Source organism: Bradyrhizobium sp. B120, from assembly GCF_049075665.1.
Taxonomy (GTDB): Bacteria; Pseudomonadota; Alphaproteobacteria; order Rhizobiales; family Xanthobacteraceae; genus Bradyrhizobium.
In genome coordinates, this window is the sequence record NZ_CP185242.1 from 8148274 (window position 1) to 8164654 (window position 16381).

The following is a 16381-nucleotide window of genomic DNA, read 5'->3' on the forward strand; positions in this document are numbered from 1 at the left end:
GTGCGGACGGCTTGTTGGCTACGGCAGCACTGAGCTGGATGGTGACCTGTCGGCTCGGCGCTACCGCGACTTTGACGTTGTTCCGAAAACCAACAGAAGGTACCATCGAACTCGTTAGGGGGGATTTGCCCGCCGCTTCAATAATTCAAACTGACGCAACGGCTGGCGCATCAATAAACATTTAGGTGCTGCGGCGAGCGGCACTCCAGTCTTTGAGGCCAGCGGCAATTGTGCCGCTCGATCGGTCACAACTTATCTGCCCGTGCTCGCGAGCGGCGAGTTCGGCGGGGAAGGGATTTGTCATGCCTTTATTCAAGAAACCACATGATACGACAGACGATATAGAATTCTGGTACTGGGCCCCGGACAGCAACCCGACTGACATTACGAGCCCCGCGGCACTGTATTCTTTTAGCGCTCCCAACAACCCATTGATCAGCAGCTTGCTGCACAGCCCGGCCGCCAGCGACGTCGTTCACGCCCGCAGCATCACTTTCACGTTGCCCGGCTCACCAGGCGTGACCGTCAATGTTGTCGAGGACAACGGCAACTTGGACTTCAATCTGGCGACCACTTCGTCGGCTGACCTGTCTGGTCTGTTTTTCGATTTTACGTCCAGCAAACTGTCAAGCCTGTCGGTCAGCGATAGCCTCGACATCACGCAGTTCGTGACCGGCACGGGTGCGGTCGGCAACCTGACGAATGGCGTCAACCTCAATGGGCTCGGGGTGTCGCGGTTTGACGTTGGAATGGAATTCGGGACCGCAGGTATCGGCGGCGACCATAAAGATATCCATTCCGAAAGCTTCGTCCTGAGCGACAGCGCGCACAACCTGTCGATCGACGATCTGCATCCAAGCGGTGAAACCGGTACCTTGGGCGTAAGGACCCTCAGCGTTGGGCAGAAGCTCGAGGCGGTCGCGCCTTATGCTCCCACCGCCCAGCCCGACACGGTGACGACGCCGGAAGACGTATCGATCACCATTGGCGCAAGCAATCTTGCGACCGACCTCAACAAGGGCGCCGTTTTGACGATCGACAAGATCGGCATCGGCGTCGAAGGACCGCAATATGGCACCGTCTCAATCTCTCCGGACGGCAGGAGCCTGACCTATACTCCGACGATACTCGATCACCTGGTCGACGGCGTTCTGACCGGCAACCAGGATGCGTTCCAGGTCAGTGTGAAAGACAATTTCGGCGGTGAAGTCACAAGCTTCGTCACAGTGAACGCAACGCCGGTGGCGGACAAGCCCACGGTGAACGTGTCAGTGCTGACACCGCACAGTGGTGACCCGATCAACGAGGTCCGCCTGCTGATTACGTCCCACTCCGGCGACCACGGGACGGTGAACCAGGGTTCGGATTTCCTTTCGAACATCATGCTGAACCTGAGCGGGGACGTCACGGACGGCACCACGATCATCGGCGACAGCGGCGGGCTGGTCGCAGCCAAGACCGGGATCGATAGCAGCCACGTGATCAACCTCTCGACCCACAATCTGGATACTTTTTCCGACGAGGTCGATCTGCTGATGCCGGCGGGCACCTCGCTGAGCGACAACCTGGCGGTCACGGCGACCGCGGCCGAGACCGAAGCGACGGCGACGACGGCCACGGGAACCTATGATCAGACCATCGGGATCAAGTTCCAGCACAATGACGAGACACCGCAGTTCCAGACTCTGGCGAACGACAGTATCTGGAACACGGGCAGCAGTTTTTCGGCCTCAAAAGACCTGTTTTTGGGAGCAGATCTTAGTCTGAATGCATCGGCTGGAGCTTTGGGGGTCGATTTCTCCTCGACAGGGACATTCAAGGCCGGCCTGACCGACACATTCAACATCAACGGCGGCACCATCACCGCGCATCTGCCGTTCGACGTCACTGTCGACACCACCTACAACACGACCACCGATACACTTCTCATCCACACCAGTGACGCGCTGAAATCGGGCGCGAGCTTCACCACGACAGGTCCAGGCGGAAGCTTCACCCTGGGCGCGCTGTTCGACTTGAACGACACGTTGTCGCTTGGTGGAAGCCTGATAGATACCCTTGGCCTTGGCTTTTCGTATCCGTTTGATGTCCAGAGCAGTTCGGCCAGCCTGATCCCTGGGAATACGTACGGAGGCGGCAGCATCACCGACTCCGACACAACCCACTACAAGATTCCGGTAGGCCCCGACCCCTTGGCGCCGATCGGATATATCTATGCGGCCTGGCCCCTGTTATCGGCCACGAGCACCACACAGGCCGGCGATACGATCACCGGCAATGCGGCCAGCAACAACTTCATCCAGTTCGATCTTGATCTGCTTCGCTGGGCTGCGGCCGAAAACCCTGTTGTCTTCGGACCGATCGAGGGCGTTCTAGGCCCCCCGCTCAACGATCCCAACGGCTTTGCGATCCTGCAGGCCTTCGCCAACGTCGGCGCCAACTTGCAGCAAAGCTTCGCACTTCAAGCCCAGCACCTCGACGGCACATTCCATTTCGCCGACGGCTCGACGCAGTCGTTCGTCGTGGGGCAGGACATCACGATCCCCAATGCGTCGAAGCTGGCCGGTCCCGACGGCAATGTCACCTTCAGCCTGTCCCTGACACCTGACGCGACATTGGAGGACAAAACCTCGGTGGGGGTCAATGTTGGCGCCGATCTCTACCTTCTCAACAACCTGCCTTCCGTTGTGAACGATCTCATCAACACCCCAATCCACCTCACCGGTTCGACCGGGGTCTTCAGCATCCCGATCGCGGACAACGGCCCGTTCCAACTGGCGTTTGATAGTCACAACTACAATTTTGTCGTGTAGGTCCGCCACGAGACCTCGGCAAGGCGCGACATTCTTCGTCCAACTAAAGCACGATCCGGAAAACTGCGACGCGGTTTTCCGGATTGTGCTGTCGCGGTTGCAGACCTGACGCTAGTGTTCGCAGTGACGAAGGTGAGCGATAGCGGCGCGGCAATTTTAGCTAACTTGGGCGAACGGGCGGTTGCGGTTAGCGACTATGGATCCGCCGTCCCTTGTCAGGCGTCCCATTGTTGCGGTCACGCCAAAGCGCAAGGATCGCTTTCGCGAGCTTGTTCGGCCGATCAGGGCTCTCATAACTGACGACCGGTTTGCTCGGATGATCACTCATCAACTCCCCCAGGATCTCCTGGTCCAGTTGGAGCCCGTGCTTTTCGTACGGAATGGATTCGGACTTGGCTTGCTGCGCAATATAAAAGATATCGACTCGCGCCATGTCCTTGGCCATCGTCGCGGCTTCCTGCAGGGTATCGCAGCGAAACGATGTGTATTCCCAGGCAGGATCGCTGAAATGAAGTATCTTGCGGGTGCTCTCATCGAGCCTGCCGCGTTCTTCTTCAGAGCGCGAAATGATGATCACGTGGGCGATTTTCGGATTCATCTGTCCAGCCACCGCACGAGTGCGCCTCCAAGATTTAGTTCGCCCACGAGTGTGAGGGTTCAACGCTCTGGAATTAGAGCGACGGTTTCGGGAGGCACCACCTGCTCCGGCGCAACGTCCTCATGTCGTGCCACCGGCCTGAAGAATGGCGATCATGAGCCTTTGCTGGTTTGATGGTGACCTGCCGCGGCGTATTTCCCCCAGATGGTCATCCGAGACTCTAACGGCCGCTGGATGAAAATTCGGTGGCAGGTCAATTCCAACGAACTGTCCGCGAACACCAGCAGAGTCCGCCAAATTGAGAGTGGGTCGCGATCCATTTTTCTCAACGAGAGGAAACAAGCCGCCAGCATCACTTAACTTGAAGGGTTTCTCCCGGGGCTTGCTGTTGCGGCAATTCCTCAATCCACCAACAACGTTATCCGCAGCTACCAACAGAGCGTGGGACGGGAGACGGACGTCGACGGAACAGGCGGATAAAAACGCTTGGGATATAAGGAGGTTATGGCTGGGGACAGAAACGGAAGCCCACGGAAGGCATCATGGTGCCCAGGGGCGGGTCGAAATAATCTCATGTATTCAGTACGTTAAATGGAAATGGGACACCAGAGGGTCCCATTGAATCTCATGGCGTTCTCCATGCAATGTCCCACCGGGCAGTATCCGCAGGCTGGCCGATCTCGGCCGTTAAGAGAGGCGTCATAGCAATTTGCAGATCACGCTCAGGTAGGTCAGCAATCCGGACACTTCTTTGCAGTAGAGCAGCCGGTTCCGGTGTGCTAGAGCCGCCGACCGCCCCTGAGCACATCGGGCGCTAGAGCCAGCCAGCGGATCGATACGCGGCCGGTACATCTGGAAAAAACGGCTCCGCGTTGAACCTAGGTGATGTCACCTTCGATTACTTCGGGTCGTGGCCACGGCCCTACAAATCGAAAGGATGGAAGAAAATGACTACCACCCTCAATATTCGGGTGGACGTTGGTAATCTCGCATTAGCAGCGGCCATTTTAGCGCACGCGCTAGTGCACTAACCGGAGACACCGTCGCCATAAGGACCCACCGAAGAGACTCTTCGGTGGGTCTTCACATGTCGGGCACTCGCTTACGTATCCACCAACTCAACGGACCATATTCACGCTCATCCGAAAAGGTCGGTTTGAACTAACTCGTCAAGCCGGATTACCCCGAGTAGCTGCCAAGTCTGCGGCCTCTTGGCTTGGTTTCCGAGTGCGAATACCATGCCCTTGCTGGGATACTGTTCGTCGTAGATAGCTCGCATCCGATCCAGCCCGCCGGCCTCGCCGTATTCAGCACGCCATCGCCAGAACATCGCATGCGTTTCCCAATCGCCATTTTGGTAGTCGTGGCGACCGTCGTCGTCTTCGAACTGAAACCTGAAATCGAATGGGGACGGCTCAAGCTCCGCTAGCTCCTTGTCGAAGATGGAGGTCTGCTGAGCGGCGAGTTTGTATGCTTCTCGCTCCTCGGCAAGGTCGGCCGCCGACTTGCGTTTCGCGATGAACTTCGTGTTTCGAGGCCGAATGAGGGTTAGCGATTTGCCAAGTGCCATTGCCTCTTTCGCTGAACCGGTGATGAGCGGCGTAAGCAGCCGCGTCCGCTCGTCTTGTGGCAACTGGCCGTCGATGGTGATGCTATCTTCGTAGACGTGACAGCTCTCGCCTCGCTTATCCCGTGTCGGGGGTCGATAGGAGAATTTGACCCAATTCCAGCGGGAGAAACTGCTGTCGCCGCGAAGGTGCCGAAAGCGTACCGGGAAGAGCCGCTTCCAATGGCCCTCAGCGGTCACACCAGCACAGCAGACGGTTTCCCCGTAGGTTCTACTGGGCTGCGGCAGCGCCTTGACCAGAACGACTGCTCGGGAGCTTTGTGGCGTTACGGACATAGCGATCAGGTTCATCACCGAAAAGGTGGAACATAGTGACCTGAGTCGGTAGTGCCGTTGCAACAATCAACCTGTGGCATTCACTGGGATCACGTTCAAAGCACATCAAGCAGGTGGCCTGACTGTCTACGAGCTGGGCCAGCTCTTGGAGGCACTGCTGCGGTTCGCTCTGGGCGAGATGCTTACCGTATATTTTCCGGAACTTGTCGAAGTGCCCCGCCCTTGCGGCATCCCGTCCCGGCTTCGGGTCGCCGAGCGCCGAGAGGTGAACGTACCGGATGCCCTCTTGCTCAATGCGGTCGCGGAGCTTGTTCTTCGAGAACCCCTTCTTCCGGGAGATCGGCACGGCGCGGACATCGGCCAAGAGCTGCACCTTGACGCTTTTCAACGTGGCCACGAAGCGGTCGATGTCGGTGCCTTCGTAGCCGATGGTGTACAGCGTCGTCATCCAAATCATCCCCGTTTCGGGTTCATCTTGGTTTAGCAAAAGTAAACGACCCATTACGCCGGTGACTGAGCAGATGCAAAAAACACAGGTCGGGCAAGGCAGATGTACTAGGAATTGGCGGCCTAAGCGGCCCAATTCCGCAGCGCCGCCTCGGCTCCGGCCGGGTCTTCTTTGATGCGATAGATCGTCTGTCGGCTCAGCCCCGTCGCTGCAGCGATCTGGCCGACGCCTGCCGACCGATCAAGCATGTTGCGGACCATTTCGAGTCGATCCTTGTCGAACGTCGGTTTCCGTCCCCGGTATTTCGTCTCACCCGCTGTCGCCCTAGCGAGGGCGATGCCACCCCGCTGCGCTTCCTTGACGGCCTCGGCGTTGGCCTGTGCGGTGGCGGCCATGAAAGCAATGAGCGCGTCTCTGACGGCCTGCTGCATGGGGTCCTTGGTTGCACCGTCGAAGGTGAGCCCGTTGATCACCGTGCGGATGACGACGCCCCGCCGCATGAACTCCCTGATGGTGTCGCACACATCCCCGTAATTGCGCCCGAGGCGGTCGATCCAGCGAACGACAAGGACGTCGCCGCTGCGGAGGATGTCGAAGAGGCGCTTGCCCTCAGGACGTTCCGCGAGGTGAGTGCTTATCCCCGAGACGCCATGGTCAGCGACGACCCGGTCGATCTTGAAGCCTGCGGCCTCCGCCCCTGTCCGTTGATGCTCGACGGTCTGGTCGGCGGTGGAAACTCGCGCGTACAAGATCGTGGCCATGGACGCCCACTGTCCGTTAGGGTGATGTCCGTTGTTTATCGTGTCCGCTAGGCGAAGTCAACCCTAACGGATACTCTTTTGAGGTCACCCTACTTGTCCGCAGGGGCATACCCTTCCGGACGGCTCTGGGACGCGGCCGCGCGGGCGATAGCCTCGCGCTCGACGCGAACCGCACCGCATCAACCACGTCGGCGATGATGGCGACCACCCGGTCGATACCAAGGTCCCCGCGACGCAAGCACCGCGCTGCAACTGGAAACGTCGAAAAGTCGAATGAAGAACTAGAGTCCTCAGCAAGGAGACCAGTTCACCGACCCGCAACTATGCTCCCGCTAATAGAGCCGCTATGCCTGACGGGAAGACGCCGATGCCACGTAGCCGCAAACCAACAGCAACCGAAACGGTCGGCCATGTGAAAGCGATAGGCGAAGCAATATTTCGCGGGATGTCGCCGAGAATGACAACCGGGTTGATGGCTGTCGCCGTGTTCTTTCCAGTGCTCGTGATGTTTGCTCCGAGAAGGCCAACGAAATTGTACACCGGATGCGAACTCAAGGGAGCGATAGAAAGATGCGCCGAATTTGCGGCTGAGGTTACAAAGTGGGGCAATGTTCCGCTACCTCCTCAACATGGTGAGCCCAGCCGCGAAGATCAGATCAACGCGCTGAATGAACAGGATGAATGGCTGCGTTTAAAGGAATCCAATGAAGCGGCTGTAAAAACAAGCGCCGAATGGGACGCAAAGATACGGCGCGATTATGCACGTCGTGGCGTGAAGGACTGATCAGCGCGCATCTAGTCACGAAGCACATCGTGCCTTCTGCACATAACGGTCCGCCGATTTTTCTCCCGTAGCGGCCCTCCTATAGAGATGCGACAATATCTCTTTCCATTCGGCTTGGATTAAAGCCTCCACAGAGCATCAGCCACTTATCGAGCGCCCTCATCTCGAATAGGGCTTGCGTCATATCGTCCGCTCCCAAGCTTTGAGCCGACAGCCCGCGCTTCCGAAGCCTTTCGTCGAAAGCTGGCTTCAAGGATAGAACGGAGATCATGTAGTCGCGATAATGATGATCATGAGCACCTTTTCCCAGATCGCGAAGCGCCTTTCGTACCCTAGTGTCGTACGGAATATCATCTGAACAGCGGCGTCATGGGCAGCGGCAAGCGCGTCGATGATGCGGCCCCAAACGCCAGCCCGCCGCCAACGAACAAAGCGGTTGTAGCAGGTGGTGTACGGACCAAAGATGTCGGGCAGATCACGCCAAGGCTTGATGGCAACCCATTCATGATCGGCCAGTTCGTAGAGCATGATTCGAGCCCGCCAGTTTGGAAGCTTGAATCACAGCGATCAGGTCGGACGCAACGCTTCGAGGCAGGCGCTGGTTGGACGCTTACGGGCTAAAAGCGGACATCAGCCCGCCGACAATCCCTGCTGAAACCGCCGAAAATGACCCGAAGCGGACTTCCGGCCAACCGACCTCAGTGGCCTAGTTTGAAATTGGTAGTGGCCTGAATTCGTTGGACATCGTTCTTAGTAGGACTACTGAGGGACCAGCAAATGTTCTGCCCATATAGAGCCTGATGGGGCTGGAGAGGCGGTTCATGTCCGAGGGCTCTGGAGCCCCGCGCCTTGCCTTCCGGGTCGCGGCAGCTGCGCCCAATCGTTAATTTCTTTTCGAGAGTGGTCACAATTGACCAGCCCTGGACCGTTGACTTGTTCCAACCTTGAGCCATCACCGTCCTGTAACGGCGTCTGCCGGTGACTGAGAGCGTTCGCGCTCCCCGCCCAGAGACAAGGGAGCGTGGCATGATCGAACAGCCCCATTTCGATTCATATTCAATCCCAGCACGCGTCAGTCTTGGCATTGCTATTTTCGGCGGCTCACTGCTTATCGCGGTGATGCTTACGGGTGCCTTGATCGTGCACTGAGACCGCCGAAGTTGGTGACCTCTTTCATCTATTGATGCGATGCGGCAGGCTGGGCATTGACAATTTGGCACTTCATCGTCGCGGTATCTTAAGCCACGTAGAACGAGGAAGCACCTGATGGTGACGCTTGACCGGTAGTTTTGTCCTGCTGCGCGAATGAAGGTGCAGTGAATGCGATAACAGCAACCATCGCCAAAAGAACTTTCGTCATCTGTCCACCTCCCGGTTAGAGACAGGGCGCAATAGAGTCAGTCGATAAGAGGTTCCTGCGACAATGGATTTATTTCATATGCGAGTTGGAGTTGATTTCGTGCGCCTTCGCTTAACTTTTCCGATGTGAGCAGTATTGACCAGCCCGCATTGGCGCATTGGGCTAAACCGACTTCATCGCCGTCCGAATAGGCAGTTACCGGCGACGGAGAGATCGGTAATGCTCCCGCCCAATACAGGGGAAAGCATGATGTCATCTGTCCAGCCAAATCCGCTATACAGCCGCGCGGAGATCGGAATTCTTCCGTGCTCCAGGTGTGGCAAGCCTATGCGGTTGGCTTGCATCGAACCTGCTCAACCCGGTCATGAAGTCCGCACCTTCCAGTGCCCAGAATGCAAGACGACTGGAAGTTTTGCAGTTGTGATCTAGCCGCCACTCTAGTCGGTGTTTGCGATCTGTTGGGTCCGGTTCGGACTTCGCCTGCTGGCCGCTCCATCAGCTTATCGGCAGCCCGGGGCTCCCATTCTGACTGCGCTTCCATTGTGCGGCACTTTTACTTCGAAAGCCGGCGGCTGAATGGTAAGCTAGGCGTCCCACCGCGCGGGGACGAAACGGGACATGCCAGAAAATACCAACCACGCCATATTTGATCCCAAGGAGTTTCTCGCCAAGGTAGGCGAAGGGAAGAGCATTCTCGCGTTTCGCAAGGATGAGATCGTCTTTGCGCAGGGCGACGTGGCAGATACGGTTTTCTATATCCAGAAAGGCCGGGTCAAGGTCGTTGTCATATCCGAGCAAGGCAAGGAAGCCGTGGTCGGCATTTTGGAGCCCGGCCAGTTCTTTGGCGAAGGCTGCATGAACGGCCATTCGCTGCGTATCGCGACGACGACAGCGATGGAGGAATGCCTAGTGACCGCGATAACGAAGACCGCCATGGTCGCGGCATTGCACGATGAACCCAAATTTTCCGAGCTGTTCATGGCCTATCTGCTGACGCGCAACAGCCGGATTGAAGAGGACCTGATCGACCAGCTCTTCAACTCCAGTGAAAAACGGTTGGCGCGCCTGCTGCTCCTGCTGGCGAATTTCGGCAAGGAGGGCAGCCCTCAACCGATCAGTCCAAATATCAGCCAGGAGACATTGGCCGAAATGATTGGAACGACGCGATCCCGCGTCAGCTTCTTCATGAACAGATTCCGCAAGCTCGGCTTCATCAGCTACAACGGAAAAATCGAGGTCAACAGCTCATTGCTGAACGCGGTCTTGTACGACAAGCCCGAGATCAAGCGCGAATTGTAAGAGCGGGAGGACGTACGTGAAGATTCTCCCGGCCGGAAACGACCTGTTCGCCTGAAAAAAAGGACCGCGTCACGCGAATGAGGATCCTTTAGAGCGCCTTGCGCGTTGAGGCTCTATCGAGGGGTGGACCTGAAGGTGGGTTATGAGCGACGTTCCTCGCGATATTCAAAGAAAGTTCGAACGGCGGTGGGCCGCCAGATTTGCGCGGCCAGTGGAAGCGGGCCGGCCCGAAAGGCATCAATCTAAAAAGCCGGATCAGCCCCTCGCCGTTCCCCCCAAAACCGACAGAAAAACCCGCCGAATTGAACCGGCGGCCTTGAGGCGTGCGAGCGCGGAACCGTAAGCCGCACCGTTGTACCGCTTGCCAGCTGGCAGCTGTTGGTCGAGCGGTCGAGAAAGCGCCGCAGATGAAACCTCTTCGCATTCGCCGCTCGGCCTTACTTTTTCGGTTCGGGATGTAGCTCGCGCTTCTCGGCTTCGTACTGCTCAATCAAGAGCGAGAGGCCGCTTAGGGTCAGTTGATCCGTGATCCGCATCCTGAGCGAACGGTAGTGCGCGATCTTCTCGTCCAACTCCGAGCACTTGTTACACATAACCGGACTTCCGAACTGACACCAATAATGAAAAACCAACTCAATTTGAGTTAGTTCCGCCATTGGCTCGCGCAACCGATTACCTGGTTGCCCCGTAACTTGGGTGTCGGCCCATTCTTCCCATTTTAGTACTGCGGGCTGGCTGGGGCCGTTCGGTCCGTCCCGGTCACGAACGGCCCTATTTTTTGTTCATCTATACTGGCGAAGACGAGGATTAGGATCAGCAAGGTAAGTGCGAATCGAGACGCAACCGGCTATCGTTATGGCGTCCTATTTCATGCGCGCCGTTAACTTCTGTCGATGTGGTCAATATTGACCAGTATGTCGGCTACCGGACATGCCAGATTACCCCAATCACCGCACCGCCTTGTTGGCCCCACGGTGATGAGAACGCCATCACGCGCTCCCGCCTTCTCCAACAGAGGAGCAGCGACATGCAGCGACGCCGTTACCAGCCACAAGGCGAACCTCTATACAACCGCCTTGCCGATGAGGCAGAGCGACTTCGCAAGCTAGCGAGGGGCACTCCGCCAGGTATTGAGCGTGAGAGGTTGATCCGGAGAGCACGGCAGATTGAGACCGCCTCGCACATGACCGAGTGGCTTGCCTCGCCCGGCCTGAAGGCTCCGACCTAAATGCGCACCTCATTCAGCGATAACTACACCTTGGGTAAGTTCAACCCACCCTCCTACGCGAGCTGGCTCGCCGAACTTCGCACCCTGTTTCCTGTCCCGGAAGAATTCCTTTTGGCGGATGCGATCTTCAGTTTCGCGAGCGCATTCAAGGAAGGAAAGACGCCGCAGCAGGCTTACGAGGTGTTCGATGTTTTCGTCAGCGCAAAGGCTTCAACCTGAACGACAATAGATAGGCCGCCTCAGTTGTCTTCCGTGATCTTGCCCTTGGCTTCGCAGGTCTTGCATTTGACCGGATAGATTCGGTGGCCCGGCTGTACCGGCTACGCAACCGGCGGGAAGCCCGTTCCATTGCAGGCCGGGCAGATATGCTCTCTCTGATCTTCAGCTGCATTTTTAACCTCTTCGGCCGCCTCGGTTGGCGGCCTCTTTCATTTGTCGATGTGATCCTAAGTCGCCTGTTGGCCCATCGCGACATATTGCGCCGCCGCACAAACTCAGCCGTTATGGGGGCGAAGCGGACGTTGCGTTCGTTGCATCACGCCGCTGGGTTTATGGGTACACGGCCTAGTGAACGCTTGGGCGGCCTATTGCAAACCGAAACGGTATCCACGTCATCTGCATGAAAAGGGCGGCAAAGCTAAGGCATTCCGCTTTGCTCCTTTTCGGTAACGGTCAGATTCCCTTTGTAGCGACTAAACTCGAAGGATCGCCAATTCTTGCGGTTCGGAGCGGAGCCAAGATAGCAATTTGCCGAAATCACAACGAAGTAGGCGGTACCAGACGGCGCCGTGTGCTGCCTCGTTCGAATGGCTTCGGGATCACAGTAGACCTCCTTCTCGCCACCCATGTTGAAAGTGAAATCCAATTTAGAAATCGACAGGATTCCGGTACATTTCCGATCTTGTGTCCAGCTTGGCAGCGTGTAGTTCGTGGTGTTTCCATCCGTCGTTGGGCTACACCATTCACCGACGAAGTCGATCGGCATGATTTTATCGCCAGGGTACGCCGAACTCATCGAACGCTCGACACTCTTCCGGACGGCCACAATATTCTTGATTTCCACGCACTCGCCGGAGTCCTTGCAGATATCGACGCTTCCATCGACGACGCATCGCCCGCCCACACTGCACTTCTTTAGAACCTTACCAATTTCGGCCTTGCTTACAACGCAAATGCCCTCGCCTTCACCTCGTCCTGCGCCGAACAACAAGTCACCCTTCAACTGGTGAAGAATGCCAGAACACTGACTCTGCAACGGCTCGGCAAGGGAGGTCGCCGACGCGGGCGGGGCTGGCGATCCGATTGCTTTCGCATCACGAATGCTTCTAGATGTGGCCTCAGCTATAAGCTGGCCATCGGGAAGGACCGGCATAGTAAAGACGCGAGTTTTTGTGGGAGACGCAGCACTCCCCAAAGCATCAGCGAGAGGAACGGAAGGTTTTGCTTTGCCGACGACCCCGGCGGATTCGGCGTTGCTGCTTGGAGCAGTCTGGGCGCGAACTGCATCTGCCCCTACCGTCACCGCATCCGCAGATTTTGGCCAATCCGGGACAGCCTTATGCTCCTCAAAGGCTGGTTCGAAATCCTTCCATTCATCGTAGTATTCGCTCGGCAACCTGTATGGCTGGCAATCAACAAGGGCCTTCAGAGCATTCAAATAGTAGGCCTTGTCATCGCCCGTTTGAGCCGCGCCACCCTGCACAGGCAATTCGACGAGAGAACCATCGAGATTCAGCTTCACTCTGAACTTTGCTGCTCGCAACTCGGATGACGGATCCGGTTTTTTCCAGCACCGCTCTAACTGCGCTCTAAACAATGTTCCCCAAATCGTCGAATGATCGGGCTTAGTACTTGCATCTTGAGCAAGTAGCGTTCCAGATCCCCGAGGATCAGCACACCGTGTATGACAAGGCGCGGTAGAGATGCGATCAAAAACCGAAACATTATGGGCTCCTCGCGTGAGGTCGCTAAAATCGGCTCGTACAAATTCGGCTGGCTGCAGATTTGGTATTCCGGCTCACCTTGTCCTCGGCAAGGCAACCGTCGTCCCGTTCTGACGTACGAATTCCATTGGTGGCGGCATATATCCGAAGTAACTGCCGATCTTGTAGTTGAGATCGCAAATGTCGTTGAAGAACTCAGTCCTATGGCAGATCCCCGGGAATGAGTGGGCAACTACCGTGACACCCGTAGGTCCTGTCGCCAATGGCATGCGGTTCGACGCGACGTACGCGGCAAATAGGAAATGCTGGCTCAGGACCGCAGCAACGATCAACAGGCTCGCGATGTACTGCCAAACTGAATATTCGCGCCCGTCGTCACTCTCGTGTGTACTCCCGGCTGCGTCCTGCACATTTGCGGAGGAGCGGAGTTTCAGATCAGGTTCAACGGGCCGGTATCCCGGGCTCTGCACTTCATCGTTCGACATAAACTAAGTCCATCTCTGAAATCGATTTGAATCTACGTCGTCGAGAAGTAAGCAGGACCGTTGCTCCGCAATACCGCCGAAATGGTTGCGCTCTTGCCGTCGTTTTCTGAAACACCCAAGAAGTGCGGTTACTCGTGCATCTATCTAACTTTTTTGTTCAGTATATCGAGGTGTGATATATTGAACAAGGCCCGATGCTTTCCGCCATGGACCTGCGGGAAGTCTTTGCCACCAATCTGCGCCGTCTGAGGAATGCGAAGGGTCTATCGCAGGACACCCTCGCATACGAGGCTGAAATCAGCCGAAGCTATTTGAGTCAGCTCGAAAAAGGCTCGTTTTACGCAAGCCTGAAGATTATCGAGAAGCTTGCCTCAACGCTTGAGGTAGAGCCGGCCGAATTCTTGAAGCTACCGCCGAAGCGGAGTAGCAACGCCCGCTAGACGGGATTCTGAGCGGGTGGGCTACCATCCATGGCGGCCCTCCGCTCGATTGCAGCAGAATAGACACGGCCGATTGAGTTATCTCCGGCGTGTTGGCGTCGGCCTCGGTGTTCGCGGCAAAGCGCACAACGGACATCGTTGGTTAAATTGCAAGGGCTTGGGCCGTTGGCGCGCTCAACTTGACCCAAACGGCTTAGACGCCGTATCGATCACTCCTTTCCAGATTCTTCCTGCGTCCATACTGACGAGGCCGAAAAAACGGATAACGAGGGCGAACGCGGGCCAAGAAAGGATCCTCCGACATATCACGACGAATTTCGCTCACGTCTGCTTTGGACAACCCGAGCGCTGCACCAACAATCTCGTCGAGAGATTTGATTTCCTTTTCGATAGCGGCATCAAGCTTTTCAAGAGAAAATGACCGCCGAATTCCTTCCAACTTCTTGGCCATTTCCGCGTCTGCCGGCACCAGACAATTTAGAATAGCATTCCAATTTAACTCAGATCCCTCACTCGCCTTCAGACCACAAGCGGCAAGTTTTGCGGTCTCCTTTTCGCTAAACAACACGAAATGCTCCGTCTCCTCATTGAGCGGAAGCATCCAACCATCACTCGTCTCTTGCAATTTGCCTAGGTCGATTACGACATCGGGCTCGTCGTCAAAATATGGACCTTTGACGATCTTGGCTCCCTTTTTCATGCGGATTAGATTTTTCAGCGAGACTAGTCCAAGCTTTGCTGCCTCTGCATTCAGTTGATTGGCGGCATCAAACCGGCGCTCACAGGCTTTCAAGATTTCGTCCCGTGCGACAATCAACTGCTTCGTGGACGCAGCAATTGCCTTATTCCAAGGAAGATCAGCAACCGCGCTGGCGTATGATCAGCATCGGCAGAACGTCTGCATCGAAAACTTTTGACCAAATCAACTCGAGATCAACGATTTCGCGAATTGCCCAGCGGCCATCGGGTTGGAACAACTTTCGTAGATCACTGGCCTCCCCAGAAACGCAGAACGCAAGCGGAACGACAAATCCCAACTTTCCCGCGGGCAAGGCACCGCCACCTTGGCGGCACCAATGATCAAGGGCTCTATAGATAAAGAGAGTATATGCGTTGCTGCCGACGGAGATCCCGTTGAACGTTCTTCCGCCAACGTCGCGAGTTCCAGTAAAATAGTCTCGCGCATGAGACTCTAGCTCACTCGCCCGCTCTGCTCTGACATAGGGTGGATTGCCCACCACTGCATCGTATCCACTCTGGTCGATTTCGCCGAAACGTGTCTGCGTCGGATCGTAAAGCGATCCGGGGACCAAACTGTTCGCGCGCTCCGTGATCTTCAAGTCCGGAAAGCCATCGTGGCGAATGTCATCTCCAAAGGACAGCAAATGCCAAAGCAATTGTATCTGGCTCAACACAGCCGAGAATGGATTTAGGTCATTGCCAGCCATCCTCTCTACAGCCAGTCGAGCCTCTGCATACTCGCCAGTTCCAGTATCTGCGATCTCGCCATAGGATTGGCGGTACCGTTCGATCAAGAATGTGCCACTACCGCATGCAGGGTCGAACACCTCGGCTTCGGAAGCCAAATCTAGCCGGTTCAACAAGTACCGGGCAATTGAAGGTGGCGTATAAACTTCGCCCTGCTCTTTCCTCTGCTTCTTGTCTAGAAAACGGTCATATACGCCAGTCATACATCGTCGCTTCTTTGCCTTTTTCAGTGGTTCGGAGCGCATTGATTGCCGCCTCGAAATCGGCTCGCTGCTTAGGCGTGAAACTCATTGCGTTAGATGCCCTGGACGCCTGAGTTCATGGCGGCGTACGAGGATGCACGAGGATCCGCTCCGAAGCCTGCAAAATCCGCCATCGGAACAGGCACATGGCGATGGCTCTGCACCAAGTATTTCTCCGAAAGTGCTGACTACAAGCAGCTTGACCCTAGAACCCGACATGTCCGTCGGTTGATTCTCGAATCCACATATGACGAGCCGATTGCGCCGGGCTCGCCGAAGTTCTTCCGAGATATACCGTTGACGAAAGTGACCGCCGATGCCGTCGAAGTTCTGAGGGATCGGAAGCTGGAATTCCCGGAAGCCGCTAACTCGCGCCTGAAGGCGATCAGGCAAGTTTTCAAGTTTGGCGTTCGGAAGAAGTTCGCACCCTTCGATCCGGCTCGCGACGTGCCTTACATTAAGACTGGCTCAGCGGGTTTTCACACGTGGACCGTCGATGAGGTCCAACAGTTTGAAGGTAAGCGCGATTTTCCCCGCACGTTGACGCCGGCGGTTTGATGGATTGCCCTAGTATCGGGCGATACCGGGC

General features: G+C 56.4%; 17 protein-coding genes and 1 pseudogene. 7 read left to right on the plus strand and 11 right to left on the minus strand.

The features are described from left to right. Nucleotides 1-302: 302 nt before the first annotated feature. Entirely contained in the window at nt 303-2813 is a 2511-nt protein-coding gene (locus tag ACOIX3_RS37790; protein ID WP_420967065.1) for an Ig-like domain-containing protein, read from the plus strand. 187 nt (nt 2814-3000) lie between these two features. Here ACOIX3_RS37790 and ACOIX3_RS37795 read toward each other — a convergent pair whose 3' ends face one another. The 4 genes from ACOIX3_RS37795 to ACOIX3_RS37810 form a co-directional block, all read right to left on the minus strand. Next, nucleotides 3001-3411, minus strand: a complete 411-nt coding sequence (locus tag ACOIX3_RS37795; protein ID WP_420967066.1) for a hypothetical protein — start codon at nt 3409-3411, stop codon at nt 3001-3003. Nucleotides 3412-4549: 1138 nt separating this feature from the next. After that, nucleotides 4550-5329 carry a hypothetical protein gene (locus tag ACOIX3_RS37800; protein WP_420967068.1) on the minus strand — a complete coding sequence of 260 codons (780 nt, stop codon included), beginning with the start codon at nt 5327-5329 and terminating at the stop codon, nt 4550-4552. Continuing rightward, nucleotides 5250-5762, minus strand: a complete 513-nt coding sequence (locus ACOIX3_RS37805; RefSeq protein ID WP_420967069.1) for a DUF488 family protein — start codon at nt 5760-5762, stop codon at nt 5250-5252. Before ACOIX3_RS37805 ends, ACOIX3_RS37800 begins: the two co-directional genes overlap by 80 nt. A gap of 122 nt (nt 5763-5884) precedes the next feature. Further along, complete coding sequence (locus ACOIX3_RS37810) at nt 5885-6523, minus strand: recombinase family protein (RefSeq protein ID WP_420967070.1); 639 nt, start codon at nt 6521-6523, stop codon at nt 5885-5887. A 367-nt stretch (nt 6524-6890) separates the two neighbouring features. On the opposite strand from ACOIX3_RS37810, the gene ACOIX3_RS37815 reads away from it, so the two are divergent. Further along, nucleotides 6891-7307 (plus strand): hypothetical protein, encoded by a 417-nt coding sequence (locus tag ACOIX3_RS37815; protein WP_420967071.1) that lies wholly within the window; start codon nt 6891-6893, stop codon nt 7305-7307. A 348-nt stretch (nt 7308-7655) separates the two neighbouring features. Here the strand turns inward: ACOIX3_RS37815 and ACOIX3_RS37820 are convergent. Further along, nucleotides 7656-7835, minus strand: a pseudogene (locus ACOIX3_RS37820) (transposase); the annotation flags it as partial. A gap of 498 nt (nt 7836-8333) precedes the next feature. Between ACOIX3_RS37820 and ACOIX3_RS37825 the strand changes: the two are divergent. Then, nucleotides 8334-8456, plus strand: coding sequence for a hypothetical protein (locus ACOIX3_RS37825; RefSeq protein ID WP_420967072.1), 123 nt, complete (start codon nt 8334-8336; stop codon nt 8454-8456). Between the two features lie 88 nt (nt 8457-8544). Here the strand turns inward: ACOIX3_RS37825 and ACOIX3_RS37830 are convergent, their stop codons facing one another. Beyond that, nucleotides 8545-8667, minus strand: a complete 123-nt coding sequence (locus tag ACOIX3_RS37830; RefSeq protein ID WP_420967073.1) for a hypothetical protein — start codon at nt 8665-8667, stop codon at nt 8545-8547. Between the two features lie 618 nt (nt 8668-9285). On the opposite strand from ACOIX3_RS37830, the gene ACOIX3_RS37835 reads away from it, so the two are divergent. After that, nucleotides 9286-9966, plus strand: coding sequence for a Crp/Fnr family transcriptional regulator (locus ACOIX3_RS37835; RefSeq protein WP_420967074.1), 681 nt, complete (start codon nt 9286-9288; stop codon nt 9964-9966). A 437-nt stretch (nt 9967-10403) separates the two neighbouring features. Here the strand turns inward: ACOIX3_RS37835 and ACOIX3_RS37840 are convergent, their stop codons facing one another. Further along, nucleotides 10404-10538: a hypothetical protein gene (locus tag ACOIX3_RS37840; RefSeq protein WP_420967075.1), complete on the minus strand. Its 135-nt coding sequence runs from the start codon at nt 10536-10538 to the stop codon at nt 10404-10406. 656 nt (nt 10539-11194) lie between these two features. On the opposite strand from ACOIX3_RS37840, the gene ACOIX3_RS37845 reads away from it, so the two are divergent. Then, nucleotides 11195-11413: a hypothetical protein gene (locus ACOIX3_RS37845; RefSeq protein WP_420967076.1), complete on the plus strand. Its 219-nt coding sequence runs from the start codon at nt 11195-11197 to the stop codon at nt 11411-11413. A 418-nt stretch (nt 11414-11831) separates the two neighbouring features. Here the strand turns inward: ACOIX3_RS37845 and ACOIX3_RS37850 are convergent, their stop codons facing one another. Then, nucleotides 11832-12935: a hypothetical protein gene (locus ACOIX3_RS37850; RefSeq protein WP_420967077.1), complete on the minus strand. Its 1104-nt coding sequence runs from the start codon at nt 12933-12935 to the stop codon at nt 11832-11834. Between the two features lie 276 nt (nt 12936-13211). Then, nucleotides 13212-13622, minus strand: coding sequence for a hypothetical protein (locus tag ACOIX3_RS37855; protein WP_420967079.1), 411 nt, complete (start codon nt 13620-13622; stop codon nt 13212-13214). 194 nt (nt 13623-13816) lie between these two features. Between ACOIX3_RS37855 and ACOIX3_RS37860 the strand changes: the two genes are divergently transcribed. Beyond that, nucleotides 13817-14062, plus strand: a complete 246-nt coding sequence (locus ACOIX3_RS37860; protein ID WP_420967080.1) for a helix-turn-helix domain-containing protein — start codon at nt 13817-13819, stop codon at nt 14060-14062. A gap of 193 nt (nt 14063-14255) precedes the next feature. Here ACOIX3_RS37860 and ACOIX3_RS37865 read toward each other — a convergent pair whose 3' ends face one another. Both ACOIX3_RS37865 and ACOIX3_RS37870 read right to left on the minus strand, forming a co-directional pair. Beyond that, nucleotides 14256-14855: a hypothetical protein gene (locus tag ACOIX3_RS37865; protein WP_420967082.1), complete on the minus strand. Its 600-nt coding sequence runs from the start codon at nt 14853-14855 to the stop codon at nt 14256-14258. A 64-nt stretch (nt 14856-14919) separates the two neighbouring features. Further along, entirely contained in the window at nt 14920-15753 is an 834-nt protein-coding gene (locus ACOIX3_RS37870; RefSeq protein ID WP_420967083.1) for an HsdM family class I SAM-dependent methyltransferase, read from the minus strand. Nucleotides 15754-15870: 117 nt separating this feature from the next. On the opposite strand from ACOIX3_RS37870, the gene ACOIX3_RS37875 reads away from it, so the two are divergent. Then, nucleotides 15871-16350, plus strand: a complete 480-nt coding sequence (locus ACOIX3_RS37875; protein ID WP_420967084.1) for a hypothetical protein — start codon at nt 15871-15873, stop codon at nt 16348-16350. Nucleotides 16351-16381: the final 31 nt, after the last annotated feature.